17 protein-coding genes are annotated in these 15806 nt (G+C 54.1%); 7 read left to right on the top strand and 10 right to left on the bottom strand.

The window, feature by feature from the left end; translation table 11 throughout:
• Nucleotides 1-100: 100 nt before the first annotated feature.
• Nucleotides 101-547 (top strand): SRPBCC family protein, encoded by a 447-nt coding sequence (locus DHN10_RS18170; RefSeq protein WP_108816773.1) that lies wholly within the window; start codon nucleotides 101-103, stop codon nucleotides 545-547.
• Here the strand turns inward: DHN10_RS18170 and DHN10_RS18165 are convergent.
• Nucleotides 498-959, bottom strand: coding sequence for a hypothetical protein (locus DHN10_RS18165; protein ID WP_108816772.1), 462 nt, complete (start codon nucleotides 957-959; stop codon nucleotides 498-500). The two genes, DHN10_RS18170 and DHN10_RS18165, sit on opposite strands and share 50 nt — an antisense overlap.
• Before the next feature lie 127 nt (nucleotides 960-1086).
• A complete protein-coding gene (locus DHN10_RS18160) occupies nucleotides 1087-1989 on the bottom strand; it encodes a LysR family transcriptional regulator (RefSeq protein ID WP_159087073.1) in 903 nt (300 codons plus the stop codon).
• Between the two features lie 96 nt (nucleotides 1990-2085).
• Between DHN10_RS18160 and DHN10_RS18155 the strand changes: the two genes are divergently transcribed.
• The 4 genes from DHN10_RS18155 (at nucleotide 2086) to DHN10_RS18140 (ending at nucleotide 5085) form a co-directional block, all read left to right on the top strand.
• Nucleotides 2086-2520: a VOC family protein gene (locus DHN10_RS18155; protein ID WP_234417188.1), complete on the top strand. Its 435-nt coding sequence runs from the start codon at nucleotides 2086-2088 to the stop codon at nucleotides 2518-2520.
• Between the two features lie 15 nt (nucleotides 2521-2535).
• Nucleotides 2536-2991: a cupin domain-containing protein gene (locus DHN10_RS18150; protein ID WP_108816769.1), complete on the top strand. Its 456-nt coding sequence runs from the start codon at nucleotides 2536-2538 to the stop codon at nucleotides 2989-2991.
• Nucleotides 2992-3002: 11 nt separating this feature from the next.
• The gene (locus tag DHN10_RS18145) at nucleotides 3003-3758 is read left to right on the top strand and encodes a globin domain-containing protein (RefSeq protein ID WP_234417187.1); all 756 of its coding nucleotides are present in this window, start codon (nucleotides 3003-3005) and stop codon (nucleotides 3756-3758) included.
• Nucleotides 3759-3885: 127 nt separating this feature from the next.
• On the top strand, nucleotides 3886-5085 hold the full coding sequence (locus DHN10_RS18140) for an NADH:flavin oxidoreductase/NADH oxidase family protein (protein ID WP_108816768.1): 1200 nt from the start codon (nucleotides 3886-3888) through the stop codon (nucleotides 5083-5085).
• A 309-nt stretch (nucleotides 5086-5394) separates the two neighbouring features.
• On the opposite strand, the gene DHN10_RS18135 is transcribed toward DHN10_RS18140, so the two are convergent.
• From DHN10_RS18135 to DHN10_RS18100, 8 genes are all read right to left on the bottom strand, one after another.
• On the bottom strand, nucleotides 5395-5880 hold the full coding sequence (locus DHN10_RS18135; protein ID WP_108816767.1) for a hypothetical protein: 486 nt from the start codon (nucleotides 5878-5880) through the stop codon (nucleotides 5395-5397).
• A 332-nt stretch (nucleotides 5881-6212) separates the two neighbouring features.
• Nucleotides 6213-7868 (bottom strand): Na/Pi cotransporter family protein, encoded by a 1656-nt coding sequence (locus DHN10_RS18130; RefSeq protein WP_108816766.1) that lies wholly within the window; start codon nucleotides 7866-7868, stop codon nucleotides 6213-6215.
• 51 nt (nucleotides 7869-7919) lie between these two features.
• Entirely contained in the window at nucleotides 7920-8222 is a 303-nt protein-coding gene (locus DHN10_RS18125; RefSeq protein WP_108816765.1) for a metallophosphoesterase, read from the bottom strand.
• Nucleotides 8219-8509, bottom strand: coding sequence for a hypothetical protein (locus tag DHN10_RS18120; protein WP_441338184.1), 291 nt, complete (start codon nucleotides 8507-8509; stop codon nucleotides 8219-8221). Before DHN10_RS18120 ends, DHN10_RS18125 begins: the two co-directional genes overlap by 4 nt.
• Before the next feature lie 215 nt (nucleotides 8510-8724).
• Complete coding sequence (locus DHN10_RS18115) at nucleotides 8725-9396, bottom strand: response regulator transcription factor (RefSeq protein ID WP_108816764.1); 672 nt, start codon at nucleotides 9394-9396, stop codon at nucleotides 8725-8727.
• Nucleotides 9397-9405: 9 nt separating this feature from the next.
• On the bottom strand, nucleotides 9406-10953 hold the full coding sequence (locus tag DHN10_RS18110) for a sensor histidine kinase (RefSeq protein WP_108816763.1): 1548 nt from the start codon (nucleotides 10951-10953) through the stop codon (nucleotides 9406-9408).
• 281 nt (nucleotides 10954-11234) lie between these two features.
• Nucleotides 11235-12002, bottom strand: coding sequence for a polyphosphate polymerase domain-containing protein (locus DHN10_RS18105; protein WP_108816762.1), 768 nt, complete (start codon nucleotides 12000-12002; stop codon nucleotides 11235-11237).
• A 22-nt stretch (nucleotides 12003-12024) separates the two neighbouring features.
• Nucleotides 12025-12600 carry a DUF4956 domain-containing protein gene (locus DHN10_RS18100; RefSeq protein WP_108816761.1) on the bottom strand — a complete coding sequence of 192 codons (576 nt, stop codon included), beginning with the start codon at nucleotides 12598-12600 and terminating at the stop codon, nucleotides 12025-12027.
• A gap of 545 nt (nucleotides 12601-13145) precedes the next feature.
• Here DHN10_RS18100 and DHN10_RS18095 point away from each other — a divergent pair.
• Together DHN10_RS18095 and DHN10_RS18090 are read left to right on the top strand one after the other, a co-directional pair.
• A complete protein-coding gene (locus DHN10_RS18095) occupies nucleotides 13146-14231 on the top strand; it encodes a hypothetical protein (protein WP_159087072.1) in 1086 nt (361 codons plus the stop codon).
• A complete protein-coding gene (locus DHN10_RS18090; protein WP_108816759.1) occupies nucleotides 14228-15790 on the top strand; it encodes an ABC transporter transmembrane domain-containing protein in 1563 nt (520 codons plus the stop codon). The genes DHN10_RS18095 and DHN10_RS18090 overlap by 4 nt, the downstream gene beginning before the upstream one ends.
• Nucleotides 15791-15806 lie beyond the last annotated feature (16 nt).

Here is a 15806-nt window from a genome sequence, read left to right as displayed (position 1 = left end):
TTTTACAGCCTCCTCTCACACTACTGTCATAACGGTGAGAGGAGGGAAATTCTAGGAAGGGCTCAGAAATCGAAAACCGCAAAAAAAACGGAGCCGAAAAATGATCCACCTTGAGCGCAACCTGACGATCGACGCAGCCCCTGATGTCGTGTGGACGGTTCTGAGCCGATACATGCAAATCGATGAATTCGCACCGCAGATCACATCGGTCGATGCCTTGACCGATGGCGATATCGGTATTGGATCAAAGCGCCGCAACCACTTTACGAATGGTACATCTGTTGTCGAAGAGGTGACTGCATGGAAGCCGGGCAGTGGCTATAGCGTCAAGCTGTCCGACATGGCTGCGATGCCGCTGCACGAAGCCAATTCCGAAATCCGCATCACTCCAACGGGTGGCAAATCAAAGGTGACCTGGACCTTTGATTATCGCGTGAAATACGGGCCGGTTGGATGGCTGATGGGACAAACCATGATGAAAATCATGATGGGAAAGATCATCGATGCAAACCTTCAGGGGCTGTCAGAGAAGGTTCGCGCTGTATGAGTAAATTCTTAAAGCAATCACTCGTCTTTTGGAGCGGATTGGTGGCTAAGCGAAGCCAAAGCGCACCACGGCTTTCATCACCGGCAATCAGCACGCCGCCCGACGCCGCGCCAACATGAAACCGCATGTCGTATGTCTCATCGGGATCCGCGCGGCGCGCGATTTCTTTGATGACATGCTGCTTTACCTCCACGGCGACAGTCACATGGGAGTAGACACCGATTTGCGGGTTGAACGCGGACGCAATCCGGTCAGCCCATTCCAAAGCAAAACGTGGCGCGGGATTGAACAGCCCGAAGTAACCGGGATGCGGCATCTGCACGTTACCTTTATCCAGCGCTTCGATGACCCCTTCCATCAACGACACCAACTCTTCAGCCTGATCAAATTGCTTGTTCTGGAGCTCGGCCAACCATTCAGTGCGGGTCCCCTAGCGTTGGCATCGCGACTGGAATGTTGTCGACGGTCGAAGGCGCGTCGCCTTCAGAAATGTCTGCCTTTCTCTTCCGAGCATTGCATACCTGTCTGGTCCGCAGAGCCTAGATCGCCAGGTCCTCAAATGGCTGGGGCATCTCTTGCGCAATAACCTTCACTGCCCGATCCACAAACTCGCGAACCTTGGGATCAATGTACTCGCGATCTGCAAAGACAAGACTGACAGGCAGCTCTGAACCAACTTGATCCAACAGCAATGGCACCAGGCGACCTTCTTGGATTTCCCGAGCCACCACAGCCGACCCGATCAGCGCACAGCCTAGTCCATCAAGGGCTGCCTCTCGGATGAGGGTGATCTCATTGGCTGAAAGGCGACCACCGACGTTAACCGATCCACCTTTTAGCAGAGGCCATTCGCTCTGTGGTGTCCAACCGCCGGCAAATCCGACAATACAGCGATGTTTGGCTAAGTCGCTCGCCTTTTGGGGCGTGCCACTGTTAGCCAGATAGTCGGGCGAGGCCACGACGATAGATCGATCTGTGTGAACCCGCCGCACAATCAGGTCCTTGTCCTCAACTGGGCCAATCCGCATTGCGACATCTACGCCATCTGCCAACAGGTCGACATGGCGCGTCGTCGACTGAACCTCCAACCGGACTTGCGGAAAGTCGCACAAGAACTGTGTGAAGAGCTTCAGAAAGTGCGGTCCGGTAACCGAAACACGCAACAGCCCGCGTGGTGTGTCGTCCAGCCTGCGCACAGCCTCCCAGGCAGCGTCTGCATCAGCCACAATCCGTTGCGCCCGCCTAAACAACTCCTCGCCAGCATGGGTTAGCGCCAGACGGGTCGTTCTGCGCAGGATTAGCCTGATGCCAAGGTCGGCCTCCATAGAGGCCATGCGTCTGCTAAGCGTTGCACGAGGTAAGCCAAGAACCCGTGCCGCCTCAGATATGCTTCCAGCCTGCATCACGGACAGAAACTCGCGCATCCGATCTACGCTTGGCATGTGATCTGAATGAGCAGGTGATGTGATTTTTTCTGATCTAGCTGCGTTCATGTTGCAAGCCTATCTATGATCCAACCACAAGGAAAGGCCTGCGACATGCTCGACATTTCAAACTTTGACCATATCGGTATCCGTATCAGTGATCGCGAACAGTCCGTCGCGTTCTACGAAAACCTGGGATTTAAGCTTATTGCTGATGGCGGCTATGACGCCGGACACCCACTGGTGATGCTTCATCCGTCCGGGATCAACATCAACCTTCTTGGACCAGCGACCGCCAAGGCGGGCGAAAACATCCTCATGGATGAGAAACCCAAGTATCCAGGGATCACGCATCTTGCCGTGAAGGTGAAGGATGCAGAGGCGACAGAGGCCTTTGTCACTGAGAGCGATATTGCGATCACCGGTCGCCGTGAATTCAAAGGCACCAAGACCATCTTTATCCGCGATCCAGACCGCAATGTACTGGAGCTTGTCGGTCCCGGTCCATCTGTAGCCGAGCTGATTGCCGACCATGTTCATGCAAGCTGAGAAAGGATTGACGCAATGCAACCGGTTCAAACAAAATATGGTGACGTAGAAGCCCTCAACTTTCCCGGCGCGATCACCTTGAGGGTGCTGCTGTCAGGGTCTCAAACCGATGGTAATCAGGCGATCTTTGAAGATATCGTTGAGCCCGGCATTGGACCCGGCCGTCATATCCATCATGGGCAAGACGAGACTTTCTTTTTCCTTGAGGGGTCTTTCGATGTCGAAATTGACGGTGCTCTCTATCACATGGAACCGGGGGACATTGGTTTTGTGCCGCGCGAGACCGTGCATGCATTCAAAAACGTTGGATCGACCCCTGGACGTCTGCGATATGTGTTTTCGCCAGCGCTGCAGATGGAAGATATGTTTCGGGCGCTGTATCAAGCGCAGGGCGATGGCAAATTGACCGAAGCGACCATGGCGCAGGTCGCGAAAGATCACGGGCAAACCTTTGTGGGACCGCCGCTTTAGAAAGACCAGATTTGAACAAAACCACAGACATCAGGTTTCCAACCGCTAACGGCTATATGACCGAAAAAACGCGAACCAATTACATTGAGTCCGCTATCAAGACAGGTGTGCTTCCTGAAGACGCCCATCGCATTCCCGAGATTGTCTCGCTTTCCGCACCTGAAAATTGCAGGAACCCGATTCAGTTCTGGCAGCTCTTTTCCATCCTTGGGCCTGAGCGCATTGTCGCGATTGTCGGTGACTTCTATACTCGCGTCTTTGCCGATGAGGATTGGTTTACTTCCGTCTTTGCGCGCGTCGGCGGAGTGGAACATCACACCAACACCCAAGCCAGCATGTGGGCTGACGTCATGGGCGGCGGGCCCTACTACCACGGCGCAGAGTTCCGGCTTAGTTTTCATCACACGCACAATGCGCATCAGCTCATGGATGCAAAGGGTGCGAAACGCTGGGTTGAGCTGATGGTGCGGACGCTGGATGCCTCTGGCGAACGCATGACCCACGACCCACGGGTGCGGCCCAGTCTCAACACGTTCCTTGCCCATTTCCTTGGTAAATACGCCCATGAGTTCGCATTTGAAAATCGGGAGAGCTTTGGGGAAACCAATCCACCTTGGCGGCGTCAAGTCAACTTCAGGAACATGACCGAAAGCGCAATCGAGGCGCTCACTGAAGACGAGCTGCGTGAAGGCCTTGAGGGTCGAGGGGTCGATGTCAGCCGATTTGGTGAAAAGCAAGATTTGATACGCAAAGCGATAGGCTTATAGGGCGAAGTACGGCAAATCTGAACGACGGTCGACCGTGGCAGCAAAGCCCGCATCTGTTAAATTCGGATGAGATATGACGAACGGCAGCTTTGCTGGCAGATGTAGACAATTCTGGTATGTAAGGCCCATGCTTGACCTAACAAAATCACCACTAGCGCAAACGTTGGAACTACCCTGCGGTGTTGTTCTCAAAAATCGCATCGCCAAGCCCGCCATGTCCGATTCACTCGGTGATGGGCGCGGCAATCCGACAGATACTCAAGTTCGCCTATATGAACGTTGGGCCGAAGGTGGGTTGGCACTATCCATAATTGGAGAAGTCCAGGGATCGCCGGACTTTGCGGAGAAGCCCGGTAACCTTGTTTTGCGCCCAGGCTTTGACCGCGAACGCTTCACACTGCTTGCCAAAAGAGGGGCGACGAACCATGCGCACCTATGGCTGCAACTCGGCCATGCAGGAGCGATGGCGGACCCACTAATCAGTGCGCCCAAGGGGCCAAGTGCGCTTGATCTGCCCGGCTTGTCATGCGGGGCGCTGACATTGGCGGAGGTTCAAGAATTGCCCGCCGAATTTGCGCGAACCGCTGCTCTTGCGCAGGAAATTGGGTTTGGTGGGGTTCAAATTCATGCAGCACATGGGTTCCTGCTCAGCCAGTTCTTGTCCCCCCTGTTTAATCAGCGGACCGATGCCTATGGCGGCTCCCTTACAAACAGAATGCGTTTGCTGCTCGAAGTTGTGACAAGCGTGCGCGATGCTGTTGGGCCACATTTTCCGGTCGGCATAAAGCTAAACGCAACCGATCAATTGGAGGGTGGGTTCCAACAGGACGAGGCGCTTAGTGTAATTGCGGCGCTTGACGGGACAAGCATCGACCTCATCGATATCAGCGGCGGCACATATTTTCCCGGCGCGGCATCTTCTTCGGACAGGGCGGGATCGGGGCCTTACTTTGTGGATTTTGCCGAACGCGCGAGGGCGAAGTCAGACAAGCCACTCATGGTGACTGGGGGGTTCAAAACACTACAACAGGCCGAGAGTGCCATCGCCGATGGAAAGGCCGATATCGTTGGTCTTGCGCGCGTCCTGGTGCTTGATCCGGATCTTCCGCTAAAGTGGCTGCCGGGCAGTGCAGACAACCCGGAATTTCCCCGTTTTGACAATCCACCTGAAGGCGGGGTTACCGCGTGGTTTACGATGCAAATCACGAAGATCGCCAATGCAGAACCACCCCTCATCGCGGCAGATCTTGGGGCGGCGATCAAGGAATATGAGGATCGTGACCAAGAGCGCCGCGCAACCTGGAACGTCCATTTTCACCCAGCATAGTGGTGTGTGCCGTTAAAAAGCAGACATAAGTGCGCCTGCGGTGAAGGGGCGCTTCTCCGCGATCTGTATGCTCAATCTGTTCCAGATTTTGCACTCGCGTCGAATGTCGGCTGTGCCGGGTTGCGACCGCAGCATCGAGATCCACGTTGGAGGTCAACTTTCGGCCGTGCCCCACGCCGATTCTGCCGGCATGTGATCCAATGCTGCGCCGCATCCGATGGCCGCGAAGAGCACTCTTTATCGATTTTCCGTGACGCAGCTAAAGTTCGCTTTCAGGGAACGAGAAGACTGCTGGTAAAACACTTCAACCTAGCAACATCGTATAAATTCACCGATCGGCTTATCCTGGCAAAAATGAAATGCGTTCTCATCCAGACCATTAAACACCTCAAGCCAGCCGTTATCTTGCTCCAAAATCAAGCGTGTCCATATCTCGATTTCTTGGTCTCCGATGCTTAGACGCCCGCGACCAAGTTCGACAGATTTCAAAGTACCCGATAACGCTGGCCGTATCACGTCAATCTTTTTAGAAACCCACCGCGCTTCTGAGCCTTCGGTCGAAAAGTTTATCGTTTTATCGTTAGATATGAATAGCTTGTCAAAATGCGACCATGCTATAGAAACTAATGATTCACGGCCGAAGTAAAGCCGGATCGGCAGGTCAAGCCAAGGTAGCCAGCCGCCTTCAAGTTTTATCTGAGCCGTTTCAAAACTCGACAATCGCTCTCCAATCAATGGAGCGAAATGCCGACGCAAGGCCTCAATTTTCGCTTGTTTGTCATCTATTTCTTCCATGACAATACAGTGCGTTGATCTGCCAAGGTTCGCAAGTAACAGTCGCCACGCCTATGCAGTTCGAGAGGCAACCTCATCGCTCATGTGGTTTTTCAAGGTTTTTGGCGGTCATTCGATTTGTGAATACCAATGTCGGGAAAGTCCCGCATAGCAGAGCTCGAGCCAGTCAAAATGCTGCGTACCGGTTCAAAAGCCCGCTTCAGGGAAGCCGCACTGCAGCGTTGGTTGTCACTGCCAACGTCTCGAAAGGGCCGATGAAGACACATGAGCGAGCCCAAGACCGTTATCTGCTGCGGAGTGGACGAAGGCCTCCTTATGGTGCCGATCCAACGCTAAGAAAGCCTACTTTTTAGCAAGTCTCCGGACTTCAAAAGGATCGGATATCCCACCATAGAAAAGGCTGTGTTGATTTGTTTGAGCGCGCGCAGGGTCTCTTGGTGAATGTTACTGGTCTCGATACTTTCGGCGAGCCCTTCGCGTAGCCGACCAATGTGACTGCGCTGTAGTTTTTGTTCGACCTTGCGTACTTTTTCCTTCGCTGCAACCAACGCACGGGCTTCAGCGGGATTTTGGTTCATCATCACATTCAGGGCCAATTGAATGTTGCCCTGCACCCGATCAGAAAAGTCACTGATTTCTTCGCGACCTTGTGGTGAGAATTGCAGCTTTTGCGCGTCGAGACGTTTGGCAAGATCGAGCATGATCCGCGTGATCGCATCTGACGCCGCTTCCAGGCTGGATGAAATCGAAGCAAGCTCCATCGACCGTCGGCTCAGATCCTCGTCCATTCCCGTTTTTCCGAGGCGGGCAAGGTATAGTTTGATGTCCAGATGGGTCTGCTTGATCGCTCTGTTTTGATCCTCGATGACACTGGCGGTGGCCGCATTCCATTTGTCATAAAGCGGTTGGACCGCGATGAGCAACTGTTCGATCTTCTGGCCCATCGTGAGCAGTTCGCGTGCCGCACAATCTATTGCCCGCTGCGGTCGCTCCAGCAGGGCGGGGTCAAGCGCACTGGTGACATCCAAAGTGCCATTCGGGGCGGTGTTTTCAACCATGAAAAGGGAAAGTCCGGATGTTATCGGTGCGACAAAAGGAAGGGCGACGATCGCCAAAGCCAAATTAAAACCAAGGTGCAGGTTTATGGCCTGCCGAGCGGGCGTCGCACCAAGTTGGGCCATGAGGTCCGGCACCCCCGCAATCAAAAGAACCGTCAGCGCGGCACCGCCCCCCCGCAGGATGAGGTTTGCCATGACCATCCTTCGCGACGCTAGCGGCGCGGAATATGTCAGAACAAATGCGATGAAACCGCCCCCTAAATTGGCCCCCAGAATCATTGCTGCGGCAGCTGGAACCGGCAAGATTGATTGCCCCGCCAAGGTGACGAACAGCAGCACCGCCGCGACGCTTGAATGGACACCCCATGCAAATACGGCCCCGATGATGAAAGCGGTGAATAGATCGCGACCCAGATAGGCCATAACAGCCTGTGTGCCGGGGTGTGATATCATCGGATCGGTCGCGCCGCGGATCATATCCAGTGAGACGAAAATGAGTGCAAGCCCGATCATGATCCGGCCAATCTGACGTGTGTTGCTGCCTTCACCGCGCAGAAAGATCGCAATCCCAATCACGAGCAGAAGCGGGATCAGAAGCGGTTGGCGTACCATCAAGAGCTGCGTTACGACCGCGGATCCGACATCGGCCCCTAACAAGATCGCCAACCCTGCTGCCGTTGCGAGACTGCCCTTGGAAACGAAATTTGACACCAAGACGGCAACCGCTGTGGAACTTTGCAACAGGACAGCTGCCCCCATTCCGGTCCCGGCCGCAAGCAGACGGTTATTGGCCGAATGACGCAACCAGAAACGCATCTGTGCGGCAAACCCGCGCTCGACGCCGGTGCGCACCAAACGCACGGCCCAAATCAACAAAGCGGCAGCGCCAGCGATATGGATTAGAATTTGAAGGGCGTGCGGTTCACTCACCGTGTCTGCTTTCTGTTAAGTGTGGCGACTGGAATGGAAATGGGCCTGATCCTACCACTGGTCCGATCCGAATTGTTTGAAAGCCGTCGTTTCAACGATATTGCTTCCGAGGGTCGCATGAAACGGCAGGTCCAACGGTGCCATCAGATCAAGGAAACGGGCATAGCCTTGGGCAATGCCATCATCGCCGAGGTCACCGGTGATCAGAACTGCATCAATCGACCCAATTTGATCACGGATTGAGTAAAGCCTGGCAACCAGCCATTGCAGCGTATCCGCCGCGTCGAGCTTACCAGAAACCATTTTGCCTTCAGCTACGATATGCGTATCCGTGATGTGTAAGATTGCCGTCATTTGATTCCCGGGCGCAAGAACGCCCGCACAAACTGACGCTGGAAGATCAAGAAGGCAATCAACAATGGCGCACCCGACATACATGTCGTGGCGGAAATGATGCTGAATTCGACGTCGTTTTCCGGCGCGCCAAAGGTTGACAAGTCAACTGTCAAAGGCCGCGTTTCACAAGAGTTTGTTACGATCAACGGCTTCAGGAAGTTGTTCCAGTGCATAGACACGCACACCAACGCGTAGATGAAGTAGGTCCAGCGGTTCATGCCTTCGATGTCGTCGGCTTCTTTCAAATCTCCAGGGGTGGTTATTGTCCAAGTTGCGTTCTTGGCCGGACGAACGTCGGAGGCTAAATGGAATCTTCCGAAATGTTATTTATTTTCAATTTGTTAGAAATTCATCAGGTCTCGATTTAGACCGGATACCACGCCACCTGCCCCTTTTGATCCGCCAGTACCGATGATTGGCATAGGCTTGTCCCTGGCTGGTTGTCGAAACTGCCTGCCCATCAATCTAGCCGGTAACCGGCGCCCCTGACCGTGACAATCTTGATGTCGGCGTCACCAAATTTCTTACGCAGTCGCCCAATATAGACATCCACAATATTTGTCATTGGATCGGCCTGCGTCCCCCAGACGGCATTCAGGATGCGCTCACGGCTTAACGCACGACCGACATTCTTTAGCAACAACAGTGCAAGCTCACGCTCTTTGCTGGACAATCCGACCGCGTGGCCGTCTACAAAAAACTCCAGAGCGCGGGGATCAAATGACAGGCCGTTATGTACGATGAGCTCTTCACCATCTTTGATCGCATAGCCTGTCTTGCGCCTATTCAGGGCTTCAATGCGGGCGACCAGCTCATCGAAATCGAAGGGTTTTGGCAAATAGTCGTCGGCGCCCAACCGCAGTCCAGCGACACGTTCATCTGTGGAATCCAGTGCGGTCAGCATCAAAACAGGTGTATGATCCCCTCGTGCCCGGATCTTGCGGCAAACATCGCTGCCTGAAATGCCGGGCAACATAAGGTCCAACACAACGACATCAAATTCACGCAACAGCAGAAATTCAAGGGCCATTTCACCACTGTTGGCGTGCTCGACGCTATAGCCGTCTGCCTTCAGGCCACGACGGACGAAATCAGCGACCCGTTCTTCATCTTCAACCAATAAAATATTCACAACGGCACCTTAGCTCTCGCGTATTCGGGGGAGTGAGACTGAAACTATTGTACCACCTTCGGGGCGGTCGTTTATCCGCGTGTAGCCACCATGTGCCTCTGCAATGGACCTGACAATGGGCAATCCCAGCCCCAGCCCATCAGCGTAGCGCGTCGTAGCATTTGAACCGCGAAAGAAACGTTCAAAGGCGTGCTTTTTTTCATCATCCGCCATTCCCGACCCATCGTCAGAGATAGAGATTTCTACATTGTCGGGATACTCATTAAGTGCGACCTGGATATCCTCGCCGCCGTGATGTTCGGCATTGTGCAGCAACGCCAAAACAGCCTGTCTTATGCGTTGCCGATCTGCATTCACGAAAACGGGCTGTTGCGATGGGGTGAGCTTTGCATCTGTACCAGAAATGGCAATGACCTCATTCAGAAGTTCGACCACATCAATCGGTTCCCGCGAAAGCCGCAGGACGCCAGCTTCGTTACGCGACATGAAAAGAAGATCGTTGACGAGATTGGCAGTATGCGTCGCCGCTGTGCGCGCCCTGCGCAGCGCCTCCTTGTATTCGGCCGATGTTTTATCGCTCCCACGCAATGCGATATCACTTTCACCCTGAATAACAGTCAGCGGTGTCCGCAATTCGTGGCTGACATCTGCCAAAAGCTGGCGCCGGTTCACCTCGGATTGACGTGCCTCGGCCAAGAGGTGCTCAAGCGTCTTTGTTCTTTCTTTGACAGCCGCATCCAACTTTTCATTCTCGAGCGTCAGCGCCTCGGTCTTATCTGCAACAACTTCGGCCATTTCGTCGAGCACCATCGAAATCTCTGATAGCTCACTGCGGCCCCGAAGCTTGATGCGTGACCGAAAGTCACCGTCAGCAAAGCCACGCACCCCAACCAAAAGCCTCTTGAGGGGGCGGGTGAATTTGCGACGAAAGATATGGAGTGCGAAGACTGTCAAGAAGAGAGACAGCATGCCAAGGCCAAACGACATCCGCCTCACGATCATCATCTGATAACGCGCTTCGGCTTCCGTTTCAGCGACCTCTTCTTGTTCCTCAGTCAGCGCAATTTCGATCAAACTGCGAAAGTCATTCTTTAGACCATTGCTAAGAAGTTGAGAGACCTCTCGCCAGTTCGTGCGTTCGTCTCCGAGGTCTTCAAGCGCCAGAATGGTTTGAAACTGGGCGATCAACTCTTCAATGAGTTCCTCGACACGCGCGAGTAGTTCAAGTTCCTCAAGCTCTTCATCCCCGACCAGTAGGATTTCTTGCTCGATGGTTTGGCGTATATTTGCGATATGACCCCGCAGTTGAGTTGCCAACAACTCCAGGTCTTCAATCTCACCTGGGTCCCCGATAAGCAGCAGATCCCCAAACCGTTTGAACGTCAGATATGTATCAGCGGTCAGTGCCAGATGATATTCATAGGATGAGTGAGCCAGAGAAATTCGGTGATTGTGGTAGTCGCTTTTTCTAGCAGCCCATGATGCCACTGAAACACTGACCATCGCCGTCACTAACATAACGGCAGCAAAACCATTTACCACATGTGTGATCTTCATTGATACGTCGCGCCTCTACTCATGAAGGCTCTGCGAGCCATCTTGCCCCAACATCTAAATTCAAACGAAGATGCCGCTGATGTTGCCCGATTAATCTCTTCTATGCTCATATCATTAACGACGCTTGTCAGAAATATGAACATTTGATGAATGCCTTAACTAACTTCTGGCTGAACCACGCACATTCGGGGCCAATTCCGCTCCGGTATTAGTATTGGCTTAACCTTTCATCTCGGCACTTCGATCCGGTCCCTGCGTCACTTACAGCCCCAATGGGCGGGTCAGTGCGCAAGACGGAGTTTCTTTAGTGCGGGCAGGAACTTGTTTTGTCGTTGCACAGCGCCCGTTGTAGCCATGCCGATGCAGTATTTTGAGCAGCGTTTCGTCGGATGAAGGTGCAGACTTCTGAGAATTCTGTCGGCAATCCCGTTGCCCCGCGCCGATTTTGTCTCGACAATAAACATGTCGGGCTGAACCGCCCGAACGATCCCATTGGCTTCGAACCGGAGACTGGTATCGATCGTCATGCGCTCCCCACCTTGCCTGGCGACCAGTGTGATGCGCTGATACTGCATGGCAATCACCGGATGCAGTGTTTTGCCAAAGTTCTGTGCGTAGAGATCGCGATAGTTATCTTCGATGAATTCTACCGCCGACGCGTTCAAAGGGTTCGCTTTGTCATCGACCTTTAGGCGCTTCTTGACCGTCACCTTGCGCTTGTCCTTCAGTTTGACCTCCAGATAGCTGAAGCCCGCGTCGACGTATTCACGCACTCTGACCTTGCAGCGCTTTCGGCGCCCCTGATGATGGTCGTAGTAACCGCGCAACTCTGCGTCGTCATAGTATTTGGTCGCATAGGTGAAGGCGCGCTTCTCGTCGATCTCAAGAACATCGAAATGCGCTGCGAACCGGGCCAAAGCGGGCCGAAAGGCAGTGGCGGGCAGGATGTATTTATTGTCGAGCCGCTCTAGCATCGCGGCCTTGCTGTTCAATTCTGCAAGGCCAATCGTTTCGAAGTCGGCAAGCGTTTTTGCGATGGAATTATCCATGTCGGTCTCCCTAGGGTCAGAGTCAGGTTTTGCGGAAGAACACGTTGATACGCGCCATATCGTTGATGTAGTCGAGCGCGGTAATCTGGTAGGACATAACGTCGACACCCAAGCGCGTGGACAAGTCGCGGCGCATCGCGTCGGGGTCCGACAAGGCATGCGGATCGATCTTGTCGAGTGTGATTTTCACGCCGTCGGCGGATTGCAGAATGCGCGGATGATCCAGGGCCCAAGCACCGATGAGAACCAACGAGACAATGACCCCGACAAATGCGAGCTCTGTGCCTTGAATCGAACAAATGACAGCTATCGCAATCGAGCCGAAGAAGTATGTGATCTCAACTTTGGATATCTGTTCTGATCTTAGCGTGAACAACGCAAGGATGGCGAAAAGCCCAAACCCTGCGGCGAGACTGAATTCGACGGACGACAATACAGTCAGCACACCAAAGGCGAATACGTTAAAGAGTGACGCAGCGGTCACCAGTTCCTTGTCGCGGTAACGACGATAATAAAGTCCAAAAACCAATATCATCATCGCCAATGCGTTGATGACGAACCGAATGGGTGTTTCTGAGGCGAGAATTTCTTCGAGCATTGTATTGATCCTTGATCGCCGTCCTTGATTGGCCAGCCGCTGGATCAATTCCTAATGTTTGCGCCTGAACCTGCGCTGAATGAGGAATTATCGCTATGTAAAAGTTTTGTGAATATTCGATGACAAGCCGGGTTTCAGGGGTTGGCGATAGAATTCTCCTCCACCGCTGGTTCAGCCCAGATGAAGACCCGGTCTGCCGTCCGTGTCCGCAGTGTGTTTGAACGCTTCGCAACAATCGCTCATCCTTGTTGTCACAAAGCAAGGGGGCAAACGATCCGTGAACAAGGGCGGCGCCTATCCCGATAGACTGTTCTGCGTAATACCGGACCCCCCAAATTGTTGCCCTCCTCTGTCGGCGAACACGCTGACCCAAAGGCGGAAATCTTACAACGGCAGGCCATCTAAGTATGGCAGGGAAGAGAAAACCGCCCGCGTCATGGTTTGTTCATCCAACTGTTCATCACTTGTTCACGCGCTAGAAAAACCACCGTCACCTTCATGCGTCAGATTGGGTTCATGACAGATATGCACCGAAGGAAAATCCAATGACTGCTCAACTACCCCCTACCATGCACGACAAAACAGCAACGGCCCGCCTGATCGCTGGCGCGAAGTGGGCCTTCACGACCCGTCGCGTCGACCGCGACGACTTGGCGGGCCTATCAAAGAACTACAAGGATGCGGTCGCCGGCGACCTCGTACTTTGCCAAATCCTTGAAATCGGCCATCACAGACGTATCCAACTTGCTGACCGTCGTGGTTCGATCACCTATCCCGGCGACCTTGTCGTTGTGTGCTTGGGTGATCGTTATGCGCCAGATCAGTTTCTCTGCCGCGCAGAAATCACCGATGCACCAATCGAACTTGCCGCAGGTGGCGGTATTGTGGGTGTAGTCGAAGCGGCGCACATGCGCATGGACGATCCAACAAAGCTGCTTCCGATTGGCCTTTTGAAGAACGCCACTGATCAAGTCATGAACGTGGCAGATTACGCCTTGCCAAAATTACCCAAAAACAATGATGTCACGGTCATTGGTGTGTTCGGCGCGTCAATGAACTCTGGCAAGACAACTGCGGCGGTCAGCCTAGCACACGGTTTGCAGCGCGCTGGTTTTGATGTCGCTGGTATTAAGGCTACTGGTACAGGCGCATTTGGTGACTTTAACGCATTCGATGACGCGGGTGTGCCAGTCACAGATTTCACTGACGCCGGCATGGCCACGACCTTTAAGATGCCGCTTGAGCGTATCGAAGAAGGATTTGATACGCTTGTCGCCACCGCTGCTGCAAATGGCGCCAACATGGTTGTCGTTGAGATTGCGGACGGTGTGTTCCAACAAGAAACACGTGCCATTCTGGAAGGCTCGCGGATCAAGAACCGTCTCGATGGCATCCTGTTCGCAGCACCTGATGCGCTTAGTGCGATGGGCGGTGTGATGGTGTTGGAACGCTACGGTCTGCGTCCGTTCGCAATTTCAGGCAAAGTCAGCTGCTCGCCGCTAGGCGCAAAAGAAGCAGCGGACGTCAGCGGCTTGCCTATCGTGACCCGCGAAGAGCTTTGGGATCAGACTGTTGTCACCGAACTGACGGCCGCTCACCTGCGTCAGTCCAACATGCGCGGTGCCGCGTGAAACAGCTGCCAGTCTTGCTAAAGGATGACCGCGTCTTTGATGCGGTCACTCTGCCTTTTCTGGGCATCCTGCAGGCGCTTTTTCTGGGGGTTGGGGTCTTTGCCACGCGCGAGGCCTTTGCGGCAATTCACGTAGGTGAAGACCTTGCGGGTTGGACGATGATCAAACTCATCGGAGTCGGCATTGCTGTTTCCTGCTTGGAGGTCCTGATCAGGACAACATCCGAGAGGATCGGCCAGAGCTATGCCAACAGTCTGCGGATCACGCTTTATGCGCATCTTGCCGGGATGCGGTACTCTGAGCTGCAACGCCGCCGATTAGGGGCGCTGTCGCTGCGCTTTGTCGGTGATCTGACGGCGGCGCGTAACTGGTTCGGCCAAGGGATGCCACGTGTCATCGCGGCGGCTTTCATTCTACCGGGTGCTGGCTTCACCCTGTGGCTACTGGATCCGCAAATTGCAAAGGTCAGCGTCAGCATCCTCGTGATCACAATGCTTGCCATGGCTGCGGCGGCGTATGGATTTGATATTCTGCACCAAACCCTCCGCGGCAGGCGGGCCAACATCTCGATTGCGATGATCGAACGTATCGCCGTGGCGCCGCTGTTGGATTTGATGGGGCGGACCACGAAAGAACTCGATGCTCTGAATGCTCAGGGACAACAGCTGCGGGTTGATGCGACCGCCCGTGCTTGGCGCGCAGGGACGCTGACCACCATACCGCAGCTTGGCCTAGCGCTTGCCGGTGTTGGCACACTTTGGATTGCGACAACGTCGCAACTTCCGACAGGCACTGTTGCTGCGGCTTTGTCCATGCTTGCCATTCTGGCGCTGCCGCTACGCGATCTCGCGCAGGCTTGGGATCAGTTCAGCGCGTGGCGTATCGCGCGGGATAAGGCGCTTAGGTTACTGTCAAACAACAGCAAACTGCGCCGCACAAAGCGATGGGGTGCCCCGGTTTCGGTAGAAATAGAGGACGCGCAAAGCACGCGGTTACCCGCCATCAGTATTGCGGCTGGCACAACGGTTGAACTCAGCGGGGGTGATCTGAGCGAAAGATCAAGACTTGCCCGAGCAATCGCAGGATTGGATGACCCGAAGGGTTGGACCATTCTCTATGATGGGCAATGCAAGTACATCCCAAGGATTGGCTTTGTCGACAAAACCCCACTTGCCATTCAGGGAAGTCTGCGGCGCGTATTGACACTGGGCAGCCCGCGGCGCCCCAAAGATGACGCGATCCTGCGGATGGCAAAGCACTTTGGCCTATCGGATCTTTTGTCGCGCGACGCTGATGCGTTGATGACGCGCATTTCTGAGGGCGCGCATAACGTAAACACCGCGCAAGGACTAAGGATTGACCTGACACGGGTCGCCCTGTCCAAACCTGACCTGATCGTCGTGGATACCGCAAGGTTAGCTGGCGAGCCTGACGCCATGTTGCTGATCGATCAACTGCGCACCGTCGTTGAAAGCACGATCATCATCATTGGGCGTCGCGCGACACAGCGCCCTGATATCCATTTTGTAGTAATACCACCGGGAAGGTCAGCGGCTTAAGTAAGCCGCCAAGCAG

This window comes from Loktanella sp. Alg231-35 (assembly GCF_900143545.1).
In the GTDB taxonomy this organism is placed as follows: Bacteria; Pseudomonadota; Alphaproteobacteria; order Rhodobacterales; family Rhodobacteraceae; genus Yoonia.
This window is presented reverse-complemented; position numbering and strand designations above follow the sequence as displayed.